Raw genomic sequence first — 17,396 nt, forward strand, 5'->3', positions numbered from 1 at the left:
GGGCGCCTCCGGGCGCCCTTTTTCATTGCTACTTCCATGACAACGAAAGTCACTATCGGGCCCGCGACGCTCTACCTGGGCGACGCCCTGGACATCCTGCCGCGCTTGGAGCCCGGCATCGCCGCGCTGATCACCGATCCGCCCTACAGCTCGGGGGGCATGACACGCGGCGACCGCATGCAGGGCACCGCCAGCAAGTACGTGAGCACCGGCGCCACCCGGGCGGCCCACAACGTCGAGTTCATGGGCGACAACCGCGACCAGCGCAGCTGGCAGTTCTGGATGTCGCTGTGGCTCACGCTCGCGCAAAGCAAGCTCAAGCCGGGCGCCTACGCGCTGTGCTTCACCGACTGGCGCCAGCTGCCCGCGCTGACCGATGTCTTCCAGGCCGGCGGCTTGGTCTGGCGCGGCCTGGTGCCCTGGGACAAGACCGAGAGCAGCCGCGCGCCGCATACCGGCTACTTCCGCCATCAATGCGAGTACGTCGTTTGGGGCAGCAATGGGCCGCTCCCTGCAGCTGAACACGGCGGCCCCTGGCCCGGCCTGGTACGCGAGCGCGTGAACCATCGCACCAAGCTCCATATGACCGGGAAGCCTGTCGAGCTCATGGAGCGCCTGGTTGCCTGTGCGGACCCGGGCGGCGTGATCCTCGATCCCTTCATGGGCTCGGCCAGCACCGGTGTGGCCGCATTGAAGAAGGGCCGCCAATTCGTCGGCATCGAGAAGAGCCCGCACTACTTCGACGTGGCTTGCAAACGGATCGAGCTGCTGTTGTCGGAGGAAGCAATGAAAGCTGCTACTTGATGGCTTTGCCTATCGGCTGGCCCTGAGCAACTCGAGGCTGCAATGGCTCCAACCACAGCAAGGACAGCGGCGACAAGTGCTTTGCCCCATTCGTTGGTAAGTGACGCGAGAGAACGGAGGAGCAAATAGCGCTTTCTCAGCTCGCCCAAAACTACCAACTGATACGTGAAACGCTCGCCAATGCTCAGTGAATGCCTTCCTCCAAATAGCGAGGTCATTCGTACCACAACAAGATGGCGCCGGATCATCTTCTCGACGAGTCGGTGAGTAACGTCGGTTGGATCAAATGGCCCGCCAATGATGAACTCAGCGTCCAGCGGCCTTGACCAAGCCGACTTCCGCGGATGCGAGACGAAGAGCACGTAGCCTTCAGCCGACTGGCTGGCAATTAGCTCGCCGCCATCCTCCAACGTCTGACGATCCACATACTCAGCTTCACCGAAAGTCGATCCGTAATGGCGCATCAGTGCATTCGTTGGTATGTGCTCAAAGGCGATCTCCACAGTGCATGCATTCAGAACGTAGTGCACATCTACTGAAGCAGCCCATGGAAAGCCAGCCGCTTTGGCTCCAGCGACGAAGGCGCTGAATACACCGACGACTCTGTCCATCGTCTCGATCCGCCAATTGAGACGCCTGTCCTCCAGTAGGGTCCTCGACCTGCGTAGTCGTGCTGTTGCAGCTTCAGTATTCAATTGCATAGCCATGGCGGGGTGTTTCGATGCATCTGCAGCCTAACTCACTTCCATTCGCTGCACCTGGCCTTTGCGCAGTTGCCGGGCCTCTCGGTCTACCAGCGTCGAGCCGACCCGGCATCGCATGACTTCGCGCGAAGGAAGCAGAACACTGGCCGCTCATCCTCGGGGGCCGCGCACGTCAGGGTGTTGTCCCGGTGCCGGCCCCTCTCTTCAGCGACCACAGGAGCACTATGTCTCTCGCCCAGTACCACCATGGCGTCCGCGTCTTCGAGATCAGCGAGGGCGTGCGCACCATCCGCACGATCTCCACCGCCATCATCGGCCTGGTGGCGACCGCCCCGGACGCCGACGCTGCCGTCTTCCCCCTTAACAAGCCGGCGCTGGTGACGAACGTCAACGCCGCCATCGGCAAGGCCGGCACCAAGGGCACGCTGGCCAGCGTGCTGGACGCGATCAGCCTGCAGTCCACTCCCGTGATCGTCGTTGTGCGCGTGCCCGATGGCGAGGGCGAGGACGACGCAGCCAAGGCTGCCGACCAGATCAGCAAAGTGATCGGCACCGTGCTGCCCTCGGGACAGTACACCGGCATGAAGGCCCTGCTGGCGGCCCAGGCGCAGCTCGGCGTCAAGCCGCGCATCCTGGGCGCACCCGGTCTGGACTCGCAGCCCGTGGCTACTGCGCTGGCCGCCGTCGCGCAGCAGCTGCGGGCCTTCGCCTATGTGTCCAGCGCCGGCGCCACCAGCGTGTCCGAGGCACTCGACTACCGCGACAACTTTGGCGCCCGCGAGCTGATGGTGATCCACCCGGACTTCACGCGCTGGGACACCAAGCTGAACCTGACCGCCACGGCGCCGGCGACGGCCTACGCGCTGGGCCTGCGCGCCAAGATCGACGCCGAAACCGGCTGGCACAAGACGCTGTCCAACGTGCCCGTGAACGGCGTCACCGGCCTGTCCAGCGACATCTACTGGGACCTGCAGAACCCTGCCACTGACGCGGGCCTGCTGAACGAGGCCGGCGTCACGACGCTGATCAACAACCAGGGCTTCCGCTTTTGGGGCTCGCGGACCTGCTCCGAGGATCCGCTCTTCGCCTTCGAGAGCGCCGTGCGCACGGCCCAGGTGCTGGCCGACAGCATCGCCGAGGCGCACTTCTGGGCGGTCGACAAGCCGATGCACCCCAGCATCGTGCGCGACATCCTGGAGGGCGTGAACGCCAAGTTCCGCGAGCTCAAGGCGGGTGGCTTCATCCTGGACGGCTCGGCCTGGTACGACGAAGAGATCAACACCAGCGCCACGCTCAAGACCGGCAAGCTGGTGATCGACTACGACTACACGCCGATTCCGCCGGTGGAAGACCTGAGCTTCCGCCAGCGCATCACGGACAAGTACTTCGCCGACTTCGCCTCGCGCATCGCAGCCTGACGCATCCCGCCCGTCGGCACCGCCGGCGGGCCTACTTTCTTCCTAGCAGATCAACATCATGGCACTGCCCAAGAAGCTCAAGAATTTCATCCTGTTCAACGACGGCCGCGGCTACCTGGGCGAAATCCCCGAAGTGCAACCGCCCAAGCTGACCCGCAAGACCGAGGACTACCGCTCGGGCGGCATGAACGGCCCGATCAAGCTCGACCAGGGCATGGAAGGCATGGAACTGGAGTGGACCGCCGCCGGCTACCTGCGCGAGGTCTTCGCCCAGTGGGGCATCCTCAAGCACGACGGCGTGGCGCTGCGCTTCACCGGCGCCTGCCAGGCCGAGGATGAGACCGTCATGGCCATCGAGATCGTGGCGCGCGGCCGCCATACCGAGATCGACTCGGGCAAGGCCAAGGCCGGCGACAACACCGAGATCAAGATCAAGACCGCGCTGAGCTACTACAAGCTCAGCATCGACGGCCAGCCCGTGATCGAGATCGACTTCGTGAACCTGGTCGAGATCGTCGACGGCGTGGACCGCCTGGCCGAGATCCGCAAGGCCCTGGGCATCTAAGCGCTGCCCGCCCCTCTCAAACCCTGCGGAGATCTCCCCATGTCCCACACCCCGACCACCGCCACCGTCACGCTGGACTCGCCGCTCAAGCGCGGCGATACCACCATCACCCAGATCGAGCTGCGCAAGCCCCGCGCCGGCGAGCTGCGCGGTGTCGCTCTCTACGACCTGGTGCGCATGGACGTGGCCGCCGTGCAGACCGTGCTGCCGCGCATCACGACGCCCACGCTGACGCGTCCCGAGGTCGACTCGCTCGACCCCGCCGACATGTTCCAGCTGGCCGCCGAGGTGTCCGCTTTTTTGTCACCGAGAGCCGCGCAGGAGCTGGCCTCCCCGACCGCGTAGAGGAAGCGATGGCCGACCTGGCCATCGTGTTCCATTGGGCGCCGGCCGACATGGACGGCTTCACCCTCGCCGAGCTGATGGACTGGCGCGAGCGCGCCAGGGCCAGGCACGAGCCCACCGAGTAGCGACAGAGTATTTCCATGGCAATCAGCGACCTGCGCCTGCAGGTGATCCTTCAGGCGATCGACCGCGCCACAGCGCCCCTGCAGCGGATCAACAGCGGCAGCACCGCCACCGCCAAGGCCCTGCGCGACACGCGCGAGCGCCTGAAGGAGCTGGGCACTCAGCAGAAGACCATCGGCGAGTTCAGGGAGCTGCGCACCGGCCTGGACGCCACGTCCGCCAAGCTCGACAACGCCAAAGAGAAGGCCTCGCGCCTGGCGCGTGAGCTGGGCCAGGCGGGCCCACCCACCAAGGCCCTCACCCAGCAGCTGGCCGCGGCGCGCCAGGTTGCCCGAGATCTCGGTGAACAGCACCAGCGCCAAGCCGCCCAGGTCCAGGCGCTGCGCGACCGCCTGTCGGCTGCCGGCATCAGCACGCGTGAACTGGCCCAGCACGAGCAACGGCTGCGCGCCAACATCGCGTCGACCACGCAGAGCATCGAGACCCAGACGGCCGCGCTGCGCGCCCAGGCGGCCCAGCAGCGCCGCAGCGCGGCCGCGGCCGAGGCCTTGGCCAAGTCGCAGCAGCTGCAGGCCAGGGCCGCAGGCGCCGGCGCGGCAATGGGCGCCACCGGCGCCGCCATCGGCGCCCCTGTGGCCGTTGCCGTGCGCGACTTCGCCAGCTTCGAGGACCACATGCTGGGCGTGGCCCGCCAGGTCCAGGGCGCACGTGACGATGCCGGCAAGCTGACGGCTGTCTACCTGGCCGTGCGCCAACAGGTCCAGGATCTGGGCCGCGAAATCCCGCTGACCACGAACGAGATCGCCGACATGGTGACGGCGGGCGCCCGCATGGAGGTGCCCACCGACCAGCTGAAGGCCTACACCCGCACCGCCGCCATGATGGCGACCGCCTTCGACGCCGTTCCCAACGAGCTGGCCGAGCAAATGGGCAAGGTCAGCAAGAATTTCAAGCTCCCGGTAACGCAGATCGAAGCCCTGGCCGATTCGATCAACTACCTGGACGACAACGCCATCAGCAAGGGCGGCGACATCATCAACGTCCTGAACCGGATCTCGGGTGTGGTGTCGACGGTCAAGATGAGCGCCAACGACGCCGCCGCGCTGGCGTCCACGCTGCTGACGCTGGGCGAGAGACCCGAGACCGCGTCGACGGCCATCAATGCCATCACGCAGAAATTGGCCGCCGCCACCAAGGGCACCAAGAAGTTCCAGGCCGCCGTGGCCGAGATCGGCATGAAGAGCTCGGCCATCCAGAACGGCATGGCAACGGACGCCTCGGCGACCTTCGACAAGGTCATTGCCGGGATCCGCGCGCTGCCCGAGAAGAACCGCGTCGGCGTGATGGTCGAGCTCGTCGGCCTGGAGCACTCCGACACCCTGGCCAAACTGGTGGACAAGCCCGAAGAACTGCAGCGCCAGCGAGCGCTGGCCAATGGCGACGCCGCCAAGGGCTCCATGCGCCGTGAGGCCGATGCACGCAACCAGACGCTGTCCGCTCAGTGGATCATGGCCAAGAACCGGGCCTTCGAGCTCAGCACGACGCTGGGCGAGTCCCTGAAGCCTGCCCTGATTGACCTGATGGGCACGCTGGGGCGCGCAGCATCGGCCGTGGCCGACTTCGCCGCCAAGCACCCGTGGCTGACCTCGGCGGCAATGAAGACGGCGGCGGCCCTCTCGGTGCTGCTGATCGCCGGCGGCACGCTGACCGTGGCCATGGCCTCGCTGATCGGCCCCTTCGCAATGGCCCGCTACGGCATGGCCATGCTGGGCATCAAGGGCGCCGACATTGCCGGCAGCATGGCGCGTGCTGCCGGCGGCCTGCGCCTGGCTGGCCAGGCCGCGCTCTGGGCCGGCCAGGCGCTGCTGACGACGCCCATCGGCTGGCTGGTGATGGCCATCGCCGCGGCTGGTCTGCTGCTGGTCAGGTACTGGCAGCCTGTGAAGGCCTTTTTCGCGGGCGTTTGGCAGGGTCTGGCCGAGGGGCTGGGCCCGCTGGCCGCGATGTTCGACGGCCTCTTCGCGGCGCTCGGACGCGCCCTGGCGCCCCTGCGCCCCTTGTGGGACGGCCTGGTCGCTGCGTTGTCGGCGGTCTGGGGCTGGGTGTCTCAGCTTTTCGAGCCATTCCAGGCCTCGGCCGAACAGCTGCAGGCAGCCACTGCCAGCGGTCGCGCGTTCGGCCAGTTCCTGGGCTCGCTCGCTCAGCTCCTGCTCGCGCCGATCATGGCGCTGGGGCAGCTGGTGGGTGGCATCGCCAACCTGGTGGGCTCCTTCTGGGGCGAGGCCAGCGCAGCCTTCCAAGGCGGCATCAGCAGCATCGCAGCCCTGATCCTGAACTGGTCGCCGGTCGGCCTCTTCTACCAGGTCTTCGCCAGCGTGATGCGCTGGTTTGGCATCGACCTGCCCCAGCGCTTCACCGAGTTCGGTGCCAACCTCATGCAGGGCCTGGTCGGCGGCATCACGGGGGGCCTGGCCAGGGTCCGCGACGCCATCAGTGGCGCGGCAGAAGGGGCCATCGGCTGGTTCAAGGACAAGCTGGGCATCCGCAGTCCCAGCCGGGTCTTCATGAACGCAGGTGCCGAGATCTCCAACGGCGCAGCCGCCGGCGTCATGAGCCGCAGCGAGGGCGTGCGCAGGGCCGTGCTCGACCTGGCCGCGGCTGCGAGCATCGCCATGCCGGCTGTCGCCATGGCGGGCTCGGGCGACCTGGACAACACCGGTCCGTTCGATCCCGGCCTGGTGCCCTTCGACCGCCGTCCGCCCGTTGCCTCACCGGCAACCGCGGCGTCGCCTGCAGGAGCCACGCAGATCTCGATCACCATCAACCCGGCCCCGGGGTCTGACCCGCAGGCCATCGCCCGCGCCGTTGCCGCCGAGCTGGACCGCCGCGAGCGGGCCAAGCGTTCGGCCCGGCTATCGACGCTCGGCGACATCAGCTGAAGGGAGCCCGCGCCATGATGATGGGCTACGGTCAATTCGTTTTCAGCCTGCCGACGCTGGCCTACCAGGAGCTGCAACGCCAGACTGCCTGGCGTCACCCCAGCAACAGCCGGGTGGGCACCAGACCCGCACGCCAGTACGTCGGCCCGGGCGACGACACCATCACGCTGTCGGGAGTGCTCGCGCCCGAGTTCATGGGCGACGTGGTGAGCCTGGGCAAGCTGCGCGAGATGGCCGACGCCGGCCTGTCCTGGCCGCTTGTGACGGGCACAGGTGAAGTGCTGGGCGCCTTCGTGATCGAGTCCCTGCACGAGACCCGCAACGTGCTGATGGACAACGGCGCGGCGCGGCGCATCGAGTTCCAGCTGCAGCTGGCCCGCGTCGATGAGCAGCGCACTGACGCCATCGGCAGCGACTCGCTATGACGCCGGGCAGCCACCCTCAGGTCGACTACCGGATCACGGTCGATGGGCGCGACATCACACGCAAGGTCGACCCGCGGCTCATCAGCCTGACGCTGAGCGAGTGCCGCGGCGGTGAGGCCGACCAGCTCGACCTGGTGCTCAACGACGCAGACGGCCAGCTCGCGCTGCCGCCCAAGGACGCGCTGATCACCCTGCAGCTCGGCTGGGTCGGCCAGGCGCTGGTCGACAAGGGCAGCTTCACGGTCGACGAGATCGAGCACAGCGGCTCACCGGACCAGCTGCACATCAAGGCACGCAGCGCCGACATGGTGGACACGTTGAAGGTCCGCGCTGAGAAGAGCTGGCATCAGCGCACCATCGGCGACATCGTGGGCGAGATCGCAGGCAAGCATGGCCTGGCACCGCGGGTCGACCAGAAGCTGGCGGCAGTGGCGGTCGATCACGTCGACCAGACGCACGAGAGCGACCTGAACTTCGTCTCGCGCCTGGCCAAGCGCTACGACGCCGTGGCGACCGTGAAGAAGGGGCACCTGCTGTTCCTGCCGATCAACGGCACGCGCAGCAGCAAGGGTCAGGCCATGCCCTCGGCATCGGTCAGCCGTGCCGACGGCGACATGCATCGTTTCCACACGGCTGACCGGGAGGCCTACAGCGGCGTGCGGGCGTACTGGCACGACCCAAAGAGAGCCAAGCGCCGCAGCGTGCTGGTCGGGATCAGCGGCAACGCAAAGCGCCTGCGTGACACCTACGGCAGCGAGGCAGATGCACTGGCCGCCGCCAAGGCCGAATGGCAACGCCTCCAGCGCGGTGCGGCCACCTTGGAGCTGACGCTGGCCCTGGGTCGGCCCGAGCTGGTCCCACAAACGCCGGTGAGCGTCTCAGGCTTCAAGCCCAGCATCAACGCTATCGCCTGGCTGACCGTGAAGACTGCGCACACGGTCAGCGATGGCGGCCTCACGACGCGCATCGAGCTGGAGACGGCCGACAGCAGCAGCGGCGGGGGAACAGTTGAGGACGTTGCCTCGCCCTCCGATTAGGTTGCCTGCGGCCTCCCGGCCCGGCCCCCTCTTGCGTTCACTTTTGACGCCGAGTGCTCTCTGGCGATTGCTGCACGGAACTGCATTCCGTCAGTCGTCGAAACAAGGCCGCCTGGACCTTGACGATGTGGCACTTCTTGAGCTCATCTGGCCACTGCGACACAGCGGATTGCGAGATATCCATCGCTCGCGCTGCTGCGGTAACAGTTCCCCCCAAAAGGCGGATGGCATCGGCTTTCAACATGCAGGCATATTAGCACGCTCATCATTTTTGACAATCACGCTAACTCATAAGCGCGCTAAATTACGGGGTATGGATCTAAAAGAACGCCTCGAGTTCCTGATGTCCGAATGCAATTGGGGACGGGCCGACCTGAAGGCCGCGTCCGGCGAGACGTCGTCCGTTGTCTCTCAATGGCTGGGGCATGGCTCGAAGATCATCAAGAACATCACCAAGCTTGAGGCGGCGGTCGGAATCGCAGACAAGAGTGGGTTCAACGCCCTGTGGATTGCGCGTGGCATAGGTGAGCCGCGAACACCGAACAGCTCTTGGCCCTTCAAGCGGATCACTCCAGCTGTGTGGCATGCCCTGGACGAAGGGCTGAAGGATCGAATCGAAGCCATGGTGGAAGGCGCGCTAGCTATCGGCGCCACTGGTTCGATGCCACCAACGGCGCCAGCTTGGCGAGGCATGGCCTTGCAGATCGCTGCGGGCGTTGACGCAGTCACCCAAGGAGACCAGTTCCGTCGCTTTGTGAATGCGGTAGACGCCCAGTTTTCTGCCGAAGGACCGTCTGCGACAGACAGCCCTCCTCCACCCGGCAAGCCCTGAAATGAGAAAGGCACCCAGACGGGTGCCTTTCTCATTTCTCAAGCTGGGCGGCCTACAGGCCCAACACTGCGGAGACCACCCGCTCCCACGATATCGAGACCGCCATCCGGCTTAGGACAATTTGCGCGCGGATACGGTCCAACGGCCCGTCCTCTCCAAGCAGTCTCAGGTTGGAGCGCACGGCAAGAGGGTCCGCCATCTCGATAGCCAGTTGATGCGTGCCAGAGGCCACCCAGTCCCACGTTAGGTGCACCGCATGGGCGCTGTTCATCGCATACCACGTCGTGCATCCAGCGACGCAGTTTCCCAGCGGAGAAATGACGTCGGCGCCTCTGAGAGTCTCCCCGTGCACCCAGCGCAGGCGATGCTGGCCATCCCAGCGGAAAGGCGCTGGAAGCCAGAATCGCCGAGAAGCCTCCCTGGCTTCGAGCGCGTCATCGCGCTTGTTGGTGTTTTCAAAGGTCAGCATGAGTCACTGACTGTTCAATAAATGAGACTATCAGGCAAGCCGTAATTGCTTGCAGGTTGCATAAGAGTGCTTATGTGCTGAGAATCTGCCATCCGAAAGCCTCAAGCCCCATGCCAAGCCTCAGATCCGCGCGCGCCTCCATTCTGGAAGCCTCCTCCACCGACTCCTTCCTAGCTGCTTTGGTGAGCTACGCACACGCTGCTGGCTTTGGGACTGCGGATGCAACAGCAATCATCGAGCATGCCGATCGGCCGCGGGAATTCGCATACATCGACAACATCCCCAGCTCCAGCGAATGGCAATCACTTGATCCATCTCTTGGAGCTCGGTGCCCGGTGATGCAGCACTGCAAACGACTTGGAACGCCCGTAGTGTGGGGGCGCCGGACGTACCATGACGTTGCAGGTGTCGCCGACCTCTACGACGTCTGCAGTTCCCTGGGTCTTGCTTCCGGGGTCAGCGTGGGCGTGCACCTACCTAGGGGGCGGATGCTCCAGGTATCGCTGCACAGTGATCAGGACTTGCCGGTCCACGGTCACCACGCAATCCTGCATGACTTCGTGCAGTTCGCAGCCAGTGCTACAGCAGCGGCCTCGGATCTGCTACTGCAAATGGACGACGTTGATCGCATCCAGGATCTGACACCTGTAGAGCTCGAACTGCTCAGGCGGGTAGCTGCAGGCCAGCCGCTTGAGCGCGTCGCGCACCACCTCTCTTTGGCCGAGTCGGTCACAGGAGAGATCGCTGCCATGGCCAGCCTCACACTCGGATGCTCGTCCGTACAAGCAGCATCGCTGCGCGCACTTCGACTGGGTATCATCTAACTCCCCAGGTTTACAGGATTGAGGATTGAGTGATGGAGAAGCAAGGATCTAAGCCGTTCGAGCTCAATGTTGACGAGATCAACGCCGTTTCTGGCGGCGAGTCGAACCAGCTCACAACGCCGCAGGAGCCGCCGCAGCCGCGGAGCCTCTTCGCTGCCGAGACATCGGCGCCCGTTCCGGGCCCGTTCCCCACGAACTGAGCGTCAGGCTCATAAGACAAGCCCGCCACTGCGCGGGCTTTTTTGCGCCCATTGACGTTAGCACGTTGACCTAGACGATAAGCATGCTTATCATTTGGAGACCAAGAAGCATCAATGCGCCCATGAGAGTGACCATCAAGTGCCCGCACTGCCAGTCCCGCGCTCGAGCGGTGAAGAGCCGCGAAATGTCCGTCGTCACGCGCGAGGTGACCTACCAGTGCACCAACGCGCACTGCGGGCACACCTACGTTGCCAGCCTGGAAGTGATGCGCACGTTGTCGCCCTCTGCCACCCCCAACCCGGCCGTCACGATCCCCATGAGCGCTCATGTGCAGCGCCGGCTGCTGGCCACGCAGCTGGACCTGGCGCCGGTGGCCCCTGGCCGTGATCCTGATGCACCGGCCCAGAACCTCGATCTCTTCGAGACAGCGGCCCACGGCCCCTGACGGGCAGTCCCATCGGCAGGCCTGACCTGCCGCCTTGATCCCCTCACTTTGCGCCAGCGATGCCTGTACGGAGGCATCGCGGGCAGCGCTCACCCTGAAAGGACCGCGACATGAGCAAGACCCAGCCGCCTCAGTCGCTCTACGACGCCGCGACACAGTTCGCGCTGAAGCAGTTCAACGACCGCAAGGCCGAGCTGCTCTCCATGCGACACAGCCTGGATCTGCTCCAGGAGTTTCTGCCTGCGCTGGCCGAGCGCGGCTTCCCGATCCATGTCGATCAGCTGCGCTGGCTCAGCCACGGCCGAAAGGTCTCGATCTTCACGACGAGCACTAGGACGTCGCAACTGCTGCTGCAGGCCTTCGTCGAACTGGGCTTCGTCGAGTGCTCGCGTACGGACTACGACACCTTCGCCATCGTCGACCTCAAGAAGGGCCGCTTGAAGGTCCACATGACCGTCTATCTCGACAAGGCCGCCGCGTGAACGACGCAGATCTGCACCGTGACATCCTGCGCGAGCTGGGGGAATTCGGCTTCAAGTCCAAGCAAGGCTGGCTGCGCAAGGGCGAATGCCCGAGCTGCCGCAAGCGCGAGCTGTACACCAACGAAGAGAAGCCCTGGGTGGTGCGCTGTGGTCGCTTGAACAACTGCGGGTACGAGGCCCACGTCAAGGACCTGTACCCCTTCCTCTTTGAGGACTGGAGCAAGCGCGCGGCGCCGCAGATCCAACAGAACCCGAACGCCGCGGCTGACCTGTACTTGCAGCTTGCCCGCGGCTTTGACCTGTCACGAATCCAGGGCTGGTACCGGCAGGAGAGCCACTTCGACAGCCTGGCCGACAGCGGCAAGGGCGCCGGCAGCGCCACCGTGCGCTTCGACGTGGGCTCAGGCTTCTGGGAGCGGCTGATCGACCGCCCGGGCCGCTTCGGCAAGAAGAAGGCCGTCTTCAAGTACGGCATGACCTACCACGGCACCTGGTGGTGCCCGCCAACCTTCAAGGCCCCCGAGGTCACGGAGCTGTGGCTGGTCGAGGGCATCTTCGACGCCATCGCCCTGGCACACCACGACATCACGGCCGTGGCGCTGCTGAGCTGCAACAACTATCCCGAGCAGGCCCTGGCCGAGCTGCGCCAGGCGCTCATGGGCGGCAGCCATGTGGTGCGCCTGGTCTGGGCGCTGGACTCGGACAAGGCCGGCCGCGACTACACCCTGCGGTGGGTCGAGAAGGCCAAGAAGGACGGGTGGGTTTGCGAGGCAGCCCAGATCCCACAGACCGGCCGTTCCAAGATCGACTGGAACGACCTCCATCAGCGCGACCGCCTGAATCCAGAGGACTTCAAGGAGTACCGGCACCAGGGCGCCATGCTGATCGCCGAATCGGCAGCCGAAAAGGCGCTGTTGATCTATCGCCACTCGGGCGGCCAGAAGACCGAGTTCGACGTGGCCTTCCGCAAGCGCCTGTTCTGGTTCAAGCTGGACCTTGACGCCTTCGACCGGGCCATGCGCGCCCTGGAGGATGGCAACGACGGCAAGTACAGCGAGGACGAGATCCGAGAAGAGGCGCTCAAGAAGTCGCACTCGATCCGCCCCATTGCCAACTGCCTGCCGTCGCCCCTGTACTACCAGCGCAACGCCCTGACCGACGAGAGCTGGTACTACTTCCGCGTCGAGTTCCCGCACGACAGCCCACCGGTGAAGAACACCTTCACCAGCTCGCACCTGAGCGCAGCCGCGGAGTTCAAGAAGCGCCTGCTGCACCTGGCGCCCGGCGCCGTATTCACCGGCACCAGCCAGATGCTGGAACGCATGATGGAGCGCCAGCTCTACAACATCCAGCGGGTCGAGACGGTCGACTTCATCGGTTACTCCCGCGAGCACGGCGCCTACGTGCTGGGCGACACGGCCGTGAAGGACGGTCGCCTGGAGGAGATCAACGCCGAGGACTACTTCGACCTGGGCAAGCTGTCGCTCAAGTCGCTGAACCAGTCGGTGCAGCTGACCATCAACCGCGACCTGGACGAGTACAGCGCGGACTGGCTGGGCCTGCTGTGGACCTGCTTCGGCGCCAAGGGACTGGCCGCGCTGACCTTCTGGCTGGGTTCGCTCTTCGCCGAGCAGATCCGCGCTACGCAGAAGTCGTTCCCCTTCCTGGAGATCGTCGGCGAGGCCGGCGCCGGCAAGTCGACGCTGATCGAGTTCCTGTGGAAGCTGTGCGGCCGCCGTGACTACGAGGGCTTCGATCCCAGCAAGTCCAGCCTGGCCGCACGCGCCCGGAACTTCGCCCAAGTGTCCAACCTGCCCGTGGTGCTGATCGAGAGCGACCGCGAGCGCGTGGGTAACGACAAGGGGCCTCACGTCAAGTCCTTCGACTGGGACGAGCTGAAGACCGCCTTCAACGGCCGCAGCGTGCGCGCCCGGGGCATGGCCACCGGCGGCAATGAGACCTACGAGCCCCCCTTCCGCGGCGCCATTGTCATCAGTCAGAACAACGAAGTTAGTGCCTCCGACGCCATCCTGCAGCGGATCGTGCATCTGACGTTCGACCGCTCGGCTCAAACGCCCAAGACCCGCGAGGCGGCCGTCAAGTTGGAGAACACGCCGGTGGAGGAAGTCAGCGGTTTCATCCTGCGCGCGGCGCAGCGCGAGGCCCAAATCCTGGACGTGCTGGCCAAGCAGACACCGCTCCACGAGGCCGAGCTGCAGCGCCATCCGCTGGTGAAGAGCACCCGCGTAGCCAAGAACCACGCCCAGCTGCTCGCGCTTGCCGATGCACTGCGCCTGGTCGCGCCGCTCAGCGATGAGCAGCACACCGCCCTGCAAGGCCAGATCGTCCAGATGGCCGTCGAGCGCCAGCAGGCGATCAACAGCGATCACCCGATGGTGGCCGAGTTCTGGGAAGTCTTCGACTACCTGGACGGCCATATGTCCACACCGCTGAACCACTCGCGCAAGCCCGACGACGAGATCGCCGTGAACTTGAACCACTTCATCCAGGTAGCTCGCGAGCGCAATCAGCAGGTGCCGTCCATCGGCGACCTGAAGAAGGTCCTGCGCACCAGCCGGCGCCATCGCTTCGTTGACGTGCGCAACGTCAACAGCGGCATCCGCGTGCAGCTGGAGAACCAGAAGGAAGTCCGGTCGACGGCCGTCTGGTGCTGGGTGTTCGAGCGCAACAAGTCCAAGTCCGCCAAGGCCTGAAGGGAGCCCCCATGCAAAACCGACTCAAACCCCGCATGCGCCGCTTCCGCGCGCGCTATGCCCTGGCCAACGGCCAGAGCGGCAGCCTGCTCCTGGTCGCACGCCACAGCTGCGACGCCGTGTGCATCGTCCTCAACCTGCTGGGCGAGGACGCGCGTCGCGTCAGCGTCCGCCCCGCGACCTGAGGGCAGCCATGCGCAAGCCGATCTTGAACAAGCCCTACACCCCCTCCGCGTCGACCGACATCCGGGCGACCTTCCAGCTGGAGCGCCAGCGCCTGGCCAAGGCAGCCGCCGATCGCGAGGCCGAGGACTTCGGCATGGCGCTGGGTGTTGCACTGATCCGCACGGCTCGCTATCTGCGGGCTGTGCTCGGTCAAAGGACTGGCCAATGAACGCCACGCCGCTGTGGATGCGCATCGCACCCTATCGGGCCTGTGATCTGTGCCTGCACGTCGAAGCTGCCAGCACGCCCCTGTGCGGCTGTCCTGACGCCCTGCAGGCCGGCCGGCCGCTGCCCGTTGACCAGGTGCGTGCGCCTGACGGCGCATGCGGTCCGGACGCCAAGCACCTGGCCATGGAGTCCTGGCAATGACGGCCCCGCTGTGCCGCGTCGAGCTGAGCGTCGAGCAGCTGCGCGAGACCTGGGAGCAGCTGCGCCACACCCGCACGCACTGGCCGGCGGACTTCAGCCAGGCCATGCAGCACCCACTGGTGTCCCGCGTGTTGCGGATTGAGGCCGCGCTGCGCGCTCGCGGTGCTTTCGCAGGCACTGCCCGGCCCATCCCCACACCGACGCCGCGGCCGCCGTGGCGCCCCTACGGCAACCCCAACACGCCGGCCGCAGACCGCAAGCGCGCAGCTGCGGCCGACCTTGACGACTGATCCTGAAGGGAGAACAAGCCATGCGAAAGACCAAGCGGCGCCAGCAAGCCAGCCGCGCCAACCCCCACGCCAACCCGGTGGCCATCGCTATGGCTGCCGCGCGCATGCGAAGCCACCTGCGTACCGTTGGCATCGAGCTGTTCATGACCGGCGACGGCGAGCAGGCCACTGGACTGGTCAGCCATCTGGCATGGATCATCGGCATGGGCGCCGAGATCGCCGCCAACCTCATGCCTGGCAACGATGTGGCCAAGCGCCAGCATATGGTCCTGCGCAACCTTGTGCAGATCGCCACCGAGGGCTGCACCTGGCGTTCCTCGCTGGCCGAGCCGGTCTGGGACGCAGCCCTGGAGGCCAACCGGCTGCTGATGGCGCACCCCACTATTGGCTTGGCGGTCCAAGCAGGCGCAGACAGCCTGGCCGACAGCATCAGGACCGGCAGCGTGCGCATGGCCGACGTGGCCGGCGCGGAGATCTACAGGGCCACGGCGCCGCTGGAGCAGCGCGTATGAGGGCCGAGACCATCACCTGGCACGAGCTGCCGCTGGACGCGATGCCAGACGCCTGCCTGACCGTGCTCATCAGCACCGAGCACGCCGGCGTGGACTCGGGCTTCTTCGATGGCAAGGACTGGCGCTGGTGCGAAAGCGGCGGCGTGGTGGGCGAGCCCGTGCAAGGGTGGGCCGCCATGCCCATGGGGATCGTCTGATCATGACCAAGAGCCGCCACATCCGCGCGCCGAAAGCTGTCTGGTCGGAAGTCGACCTCGAGCTGCTGCGCCGAAACTTTGCAGACAGCCTGACCGCCGACCTGGCGAAGGCCTGCGGAAAGACGCTCAGTGCAGTACAGCACAAGGCCCGACAGATGGGGCTTCGCAAGAGCCCCGAGTTCATCGCAAGCACGGCCCGGGAGCGCGCCATGTCGCCTGGCCATGGAGGCGAGCGGACGCGCTTCGTGCCAGGCGCTGTCCCCGCGAACAAGGGGCTGCGCCGACCGGGCTATGCCCCGGGCAACATGGGCTCGACGCAGTTCAAGGCCGGCCGCCCGGCATCCGAAGCCCGCAACTACTTGCCAATCGGCAGCCATCGCATCAATGCAGACGGCCACGTAGAGCGCAAGGTCACCGACGACCCCTCCATCTATCCGGCTCGACGCTGGCAGCCTGTGTATCGCCTGGTCTGGGAGGCAGCCCACGGCCCCATTCCCGCCGGGCACCTGATCCGCTTCAAGCCAGGCATGGCAACGACTGACCCCGAGCTGATCACGGCTGACAAGCTGGAGTGCATCAGCCGACGTGCGCACATGCTGCGCCACACCTTCCACCAATACGGCCCCGAGGTCGCAGCTGTCGTGCAGCTGCGCGGCGCGATCACGAGGCAGATCAACAAGCGCTCCAAGGAAAAATGACCATGAGCAACAAGAGCATCACCGACCTGCGCGCGACGCTGTTCGACATCCTCGCTGGTGTGAAGGATGGGACCATCGACATTGACCGGGCCCGCGCGGCCAATGACGTGGCCAAGACCATCGTCGACACAGCCAAGGTGGAGGTCGACTACCTGCGCACCGTGGGCAGCGGAGAAAGCGGCTTCATCGTCCCGGAGGGTGACAAGCCGAAGCTGCCGGCCGGCATCACCGGCGTGACACGGCATCGATTGGCTGGCTAAGGCCTGAGCGGTACCAGATGAATCCCTTCGATCCCAACTACAAGAGCGCCCTGGTGGCTCAGGCGCTGTCGCCACGGGGCCGCCAAGCCGCGCAGGCCTCAAGACGAGCCAGCGCCCGTATCGAAGCGATGCGGGCCTCTGACGATCCGAGACAGCGCGCCGCTGCCTCGGGAACCATTGCGGGACTTGGCCACCCGGCCGACACCGCCAAAACGGGCCGGATCTTGAAGCCGGCCAAGCTGTGAAAGATTGACAGACTATGCGCACTCAGTTCGCGCTGCTTCTCCTGACCGACGGTCGCCCGACCATGACGCACGCCGAGTTTGCCAAGCTGCGTCACAAGAGCCCTAGGACCATCCAGAACGAGATCTACGCCAAGCGGAACCCCGTGCCCTTCTGGAAGGATGGAGGTGACTACCTCTGCAATGTCTCGGACGTGGCGAGCTGGCTGGACGGGCAGCGCCAGGACGCGATCAGCGCCATGCCACACTTGGCGACGTTCTCGGACTAGTTGCACG

The 17,396-nt window shown here is 65.7% G+C and carries 26 protein-coding genes; 24 read left to right on the top strand and 2 right to left on the bottom strand.

Annotated elements, in window-relative coordinates; translation table 11 throughout:
• The first annotated feature begins 36 nt into the window (after positions 1 to 36).
• A complete protein-coding gene (locus tag O9Y01_RS18915; protein WP_269633157.1) occupies positions 37 to 804 on the top strand; it encodes a DNA-methyltransferase in 768 nt (255 codons plus the stop codon).
• Here O9Y01_RS18915 and O9Y01_RS18920 read toward each other — a convergent pair.
• A complete protein-coding gene (locus tag O9Y01_RS18920) occupies positions 735 to 1,415 on the bottom strand; it encodes a hypothetical protein (protein ID WP_269633158.1) in 681 nt (226 codons plus the stop codon). The two genes, O9Y01_RS18915 and O9Y01_RS18920, sit on opposite strands and share 70 nt — an antisense overlap.
• Positions 1,416 to 1,732: 317 nt before the next feature.
• On the opposite strand from O9Y01_RS18920, the gene O9Y01_RS18925 reads away from it, so the two are divergent.
• From O9Y01_RS18925 to O9Y01_RS18960, 8 genes are all read left to right on the top strand, one after another.
• Positions 1,733 to 2,926 (top strand): phage tail sheath protein, encoded by a 1,194-nt coding sequence (locus O9Y01_RS18925; protein ID WP_269633159.1) that lies wholly within the window; start codon positions 1,733 to 1,735, stop codon positions 2,924 to 2,926.
• Between the two features lie 58 nt (positions 2,927 to 2,984).
• Complete coding sequence (locus O9Y01_RS18930; protein ID WP_269633160.1) at positions 2,985 to 3,491, top strand: phage major tail tube protein; 507 nt, start codon at positions 2,985 to 2,987, stop codon at positions 3,489 to 3,491.
• Positions 3,492 to 3,530: 39 nt separating this feature from the next.
• Positions 3,531 to 3,836 carry a phage tail assembly protein gene (locus tag O9Y01_RS18935; protein WP_269633161.1) on the top strand — a complete coding sequence of 102 codons (306 nt, stop codon included), beginning with the start codon at positions 3,531 to 3,533 and terminating at the stop codon, positions 3,834 to 3,836.
• An 8-nt stretch (positions 3,837 to 3,844) separates the two neighbouring features.
• Positions 3,845 to 3,961 (top strand): GpE family phage tail protein, encoded by a 117-nt coding sequence (locus O9Y01_RS18940; RefSeq protein WP_269633162.1) that lies wholly within the window; start codon positions 3,845 to 3,847, stop codon positions 3,959 to 3,961.
• A gap of 15 nt (positions 3,962 to 3,976) precedes the next feature.
• The gene (locus O9Y01_RS18945; protein ID WP_269633163.1) at positions 3,977 to 6,898 is read left to right on the top strand and encodes a phage tail tape measure protein; all 2,922 of its coding nucleotides are present in this window, start codon (positions 3,977 to 3,979) and stop codon (positions 6,896 to 6,898) included.
• Between the two features lie 14 nt (positions 6,899 to 6,912).
• A complete protein-coding gene (locus tag O9Y01_RS18950; protein WP_269633164.1) occupies positions 6,913 to 7,323 on the top strand; it encodes a phage tail protein in 411 nt (136 codons plus the stop codon).
• The gene (locus O9Y01_RS18955; protein ID WP_269633165.1) at positions 7,320 to 8,360 is read left to right on the top strand and encodes a phage late control D family protein; all 1,041 of its coding nucleotides are present in this window, start codon (positions 7,320 to 7,322) and stop codon (positions 8,358 to 8,360) included. Before O9Y01_RS18950 ends, O9Y01_RS18955 begins: the two co-directional genes overlap by 4 nt.
• A 313-nt stretch (positions 8,361 to 8,673) precedes the next feature.
• The gene (locus O9Y01_RS18960; RefSeq protein WP_269633166.1) at positions 8,674 to 9,192 is read left to right on the top strand and encodes a hypothetical protein; all 519 of its coding nucleotides are present in this window, start codon (positions 8,674 to 8,676) and stop codon (positions 9,190 to 9,192) included.
• 52 nt (positions 9,193 to 9,244) lie between these two features.
• On the opposite strand, the gene O9Y01_RS18965 is transcribed toward O9Y01_RS18960, so the two are convergent.
• A complete protein-coding gene (locus O9Y01_RS18965) occupies positions 9,245 to 9,661 on the bottom strand; it encodes a hypothetical protein (protein WP_269633167.1) in 417 nt (138 codons plus the stop codon).
• A gap of 110 nt (positions 9,662 to 9,771) precedes the next feature.
• Here O9Y01_RS18965 and O9Y01_RS18970 point away from each other — a divergent pair, with 110 nt between their 5' ends.
• The 15 genes from O9Y01_RS18970 to O9Y01_RS19040 all read left to right on the top strand — a co-directional run bounded on the left by O9Y01_RS18970 (position 9,772) and on the right by O9Y01_RS19040 (position 17,389).
• Positions 9,772 to 10,485: an autoinducer binding domain-containing protein gene (locus tag O9Y01_RS18970; protein WP_269633168.1), complete on the top strand. Its 714-nt coding sequence runs from the start codon at positions 9,772 to 9,774 to the stop codon at positions 10,483 to 10,485.
• 32 nt (positions 10,486 to 10,517) lie between these two features.
• The gene (locus tag O9Y01_RS18975; RefSeq protein ID WP_269633169.1) at positions 10,518 to 10,685 is read left to right on the top strand and encodes a hypothetical protein; all 168 of its coding nucleotides are present in this window, start codon (positions 10,518 to 10,520) and stop codon (positions 10,683 to 10,685) included.
• Between the two features lie 122 nt (positions 10,686 to 10,807).
• The gene (locus tag O9Y01_RS18980) at positions 10,808 to 11,131 is read left to right on the top strand and encodes an ogr/Delta-like zinc finger family protein (protein ID WP_442952774.1); all 324 of its coding nucleotides are present in this window, start codon (positions 10,808 to 10,810) and stop codon (positions 11,129 to 11,131) included.
• A 110-nt stretch (positions 11,132 to 11,241) separates the two neighbouring features.
• The gene (locus O9Y01_RS18985; RefSeq protein WP_269633170.1) at positions 11,242 to 11,613 is read left to right on the top strand and encodes a hypothetical protein; all 372 of its coding nucleotides are present in this window, start codon (positions 11,242 to 11,244) and stop codon (positions 11,611 to 11,613) included.
• On the top strand, positions 11,610 to 14,327 hold the full coding sequence (locus O9Y01_RS18990) for a toprim domain-containing protein (RefSeq protein WP_269633171.1): 2,718 nt from the start codon (positions 11,610 to 11,612) through the stop codon (positions 14,325 to 14,327). Before O9Y01_RS18985 ends, O9Y01_RS18990 begins: the two co-directional genes overlap by 4 nt.
• A gap of 11 nt (positions 14,328 to 14,338) precedes the next feature.
• Positions 14,339 to 14,512 carry a hypothetical protein gene (locus tag O9Y01_RS18995; protein WP_269633172.1) on the top strand — a complete coding sequence of 58 codons (174 nt, stop codon included), beginning with the start codon at positions 14,339 to 14,341 and terminating at the stop codon, positions 14,510 to 14,512.
• Between the two features lie 8 nt (positions 14,513 to 14,520).
• Positions 14,521 to 14,721, top strand: a complete 201-nt coding sequence (locus tag O9Y01_RS19000) for a hypothetical protein (RefSeq protein ID WP_269633173.1) — start codon at positions 14,521 to 14,523, stop codon at positions 14,719 to 14,721.
• Positions 14,718 to 14,921, top strand: a complete 204-nt coding sequence (locus O9Y01_RS19005) for a hypothetical protein (protein WP_269633174.1) — start codon at positions 14,718 to 14,720, stop codon at positions 14,919 to 14,921. Before O9Y01_RS19000 ends, O9Y01_RS19005 begins: the two co-directional genes overlap by 4 nt.
• Positions 14,918 to 15,211 (top strand): hypothetical protein, encoded by a 294-nt coding sequence (locus O9Y01_RS19010; protein WP_269633175.1) that lies wholly within the window; start codon positions 14,918 to 14,920, stop codon positions 15,209 to 15,211. The genes O9Y01_RS19005 and O9Y01_RS19010 overlap by 4 nt, the downstream gene beginning before the upstream one ends.
• A gap of 20 nt (positions 15,212 to 15,231) precedes the next feature.
• Positions 15,232 to 15,723: a hypothetical protein gene (locus O9Y01_RS19015; RefSeq protein WP_269633176.1), complete on the top strand. Its 492-nt coding sequence runs from the start codon at positions 15,232 to 15,234 to the stop codon at positions 15,721 to 15,723.
• Positions 15,720 to 15,920, top strand: a complete 201-nt coding sequence (locus tag O9Y01_RS19020) for a hypothetical protein (RefSeq protein WP_269633178.1) — start codon at positions 15,720 to 15,722, stop codon at positions 15,918 to 15,920. The genes O9Y01_RS19015 and O9Y01_RS19020 overlap by 4 nt, the downstream gene beginning before the upstream one ends.
• A 2-nt stretch (positions 15,921 to 15,922) precedes the next feature.
• Positions 15,923 to 16,618, top strand: coding sequence for an HNH endonuclease (locus O9Y01_RS19025; protein WP_269633179.1), 696 nt, complete (start codon positions 15,923 to 15,925; stop codon positions 16,616 to 16,618).
• Between the two features lie 2 nt (positions 16,619 to 16,620).
• Positions 16,621 to 16,878 (top strand): hypothetical protein, encoded by a 258-nt coding sequence (locus O9Y01_RS19030; protein WP_269633180.1) that lies wholly within the window; start codon positions 16,621 to 16,623, stop codon positions 16,876 to 16,878.
• A 17-nt stretch (positions 16,879 to 16,895) separates the two neighbouring features.
• Positions 16,896 to 17,123: a hypothetical protein gene (locus O9Y01_RS19035; protein WP_269633181.1), complete on the top strand. Its 228-nt coding sequence runs from the start codon at positions 16,896 to 16,898 to the stop codon at positions 17,121 to 17,123.
• 14 nt (positions 17,124 to 17,137) lie between these two features.
• Positions 17,138 to 17,389: a helix-turn-helix domain-containing protein gene (locus tag O9Y01_RS19040; RefSeq protein WP_269633182.1), complete on the top strand. Its 252-nt coding sequence runs from the start codon at positions 17,138 to 17,140 to the stop codon at positions 17,387 to 17,389.
• Positions 17,390 to 17,396 lie beyond the last annotated feature (7 nt).

The organism is Pelomonas sp. BJYL3 (assembly GCF_027257975.1).
In the GTDB taxonomy this organism is placed as follows: Bacteria; Pseudomonadota; Gammaproteobacteria; order Burkholderiales; family Burkholderiaceae_C; genus Roseateles_B; species Roseateles_B flavus.

Coding starts and splice junctions, on each gene's coding strand:
- O9Y01_RS19035 (WP_269633181.1), top strand. CDS start 16,896: ATGAATCCCTTCGATCCCAACTACAAGAGCGCCCTGGTGGCTCAGGCG.
- O9Y01_RS19005 (WP_269633174.1), top strand. CDS start 14,718: ATGAACGCCACGCCGCTGTGGATGCGCATCGCACCCTATCGGGCCTGT.
- O9Y01_RS19010 (WP_269633175.1), top strand. CDS start 14,918: ATGACGGCCCCGCTGTGCCGCGTCGAGCTGAGCGTCGAGCAGCTGCGC.
- O9Y01_RS19025 (WP_269633179.1), top strand. CDS start 15,923: ATGACCAAGAGCCGCCACATCCGCGCGCCGAAAGCTGTCTGGTCGGAA.
- O9Y01_RS18935 (WP_269633161.1), top strand. CDS start 3,531: ATGTCCCACACCCCGACCACCGCCACCGTCACGCTGGACTCGCCGCTC.
- O9Y01_RS19040 (WP_269633182.1), top strand. CDS start 17,138: ATGCGCACTCAGTTCGCGCTGCTTCTCCTGACCGACGGTCGCCCGACC.
- O9Y01_RS18970 (WP_269633168.1), top strand. CDS start 9,772: ATGCCAAGCCTCAGATCCGCGCGCGCCTCCATTCTGGAAGCCTCCTCC.
- O9Y01_RS18985 (WP_269633170.1), top strand. CDS start 11,242: ATGAGCAAGACCCAGCCGCCTCAGTCGCTCTACGACGCCGCGACACAG.
- O9Y01_RS18920 (WP_269633158.1), bottom strand. CDS start 1,415: ATGGACAGAGTCGTCGGTGTATTCAGCGCCTTCGTCGCTGGAGCCAAA.
- O9Y01_RS19000 (WP_269633173.1), top strand. CDS start 14,521: ATGCGCAAGCCGATCTTGAACAAGCCCTACACCCCCTCCGCGTCGACC.
- O9Y01_RS18955 (WP_269633165.1), top strand. CDS start 7,320: ATGACGCCGGGCAGCCACCCTCAGGTCGACTACCGGATCACGGTCGAT.
- O9Y01_RS18915 (WP_269633157.1), top strand. CDS start 37: ATGACAACGAAAGTCACTATCGGGCCCGCGACGCTCTACCTGGGCGAC.
- O9Y01_RS18965 (WP_269633167.1), bottom strand. CDS start 9,661: ATGCTGACCTTTGAAAACACCAACAAGCGCGATGACGCGCTCGAAGCC.
- O9Y01_RS18930 (WP_269633160.1), top strand. CDS start 2,985: ATGGCACTGCCCAAGAAGCTCAAGAATTTCATCCTGTTCAACGACGGC.
- O9Y01_RS18940 (WP_269633162.1), top strand. CDS start 3,845: ATGGCCGACCTGGCCATCGTGTTCCATTGGGCGCCGGCCGACATGGAC.
- O9Y01_RS18980 (WP_442952774.1), top strand. CDS start 10,808: ATGAGAGTGACCATCAAGTGCCCGCACTGCCAGTCCCGCGCTCGAGCG.
- O9Y01_RS18975 (WP_269633169.1), top strand. CDS start 10,518: ATGGAGAAGCAAGGATCTAAGCCGTTCGAGCTCAATGTTGACGAGATC.
- O9Y01_RS18925 (WP_269633159.1), top strand. CDS start 1,733: ATGTCTCTCGCCCAGTACCACCATGGCGTCCGCGTCTTCGAGATCAGC.
- O9Y01_RS19030 (WP_269633180.1), top strand. CDS start 16,621: ATGAGCAACAAGAGCATCACCGACCTGCGCGCGACGCTGTTCGACATC.
- O9Y01_RS19020 (WP_269633178.1), top strand. CDS start 15,720: ATGAGGGCCGAGACCATCACCTGGCACGAGCTGCCGCTGGACGCGATG.
- O9Y01_RS18945 (WP_269633163.1), top strand. CDS start 3,977: ATGGCAATCAGCGACCTGCGCCTGCAGGTGATCCTTCAGGCGATCGAC.
- O9Y01_RS18995 (WP_269633172.1), top strand. CDS start 14,339: ATGCAAAACCGACTCAAACCCCGCATGCGCCGCTTCCGCGCGCGCTAT.
- O9Y01_RS18950 (WP_269633164.1), top strand. CDS start 6,913: ATGATGATGGGCTACGGTCAATTCGTTTTCAGCCTGCCGACGCTGGCC.
- O9Y01_RS18960 (WP_269633166.1), top strand. CDS start 8,674: ATGGATCTAAAAGAACGCCTCGAGTTCCTGATGTCCGAATGCAATTGG.
- O9Y01_RS19015 (WP_269633176.1), top strand. CDS start 15,232: ATGCGAAAGACCAAGCGGCGCCAGCAAGCCAGCCGCGCCAACCCCCAC.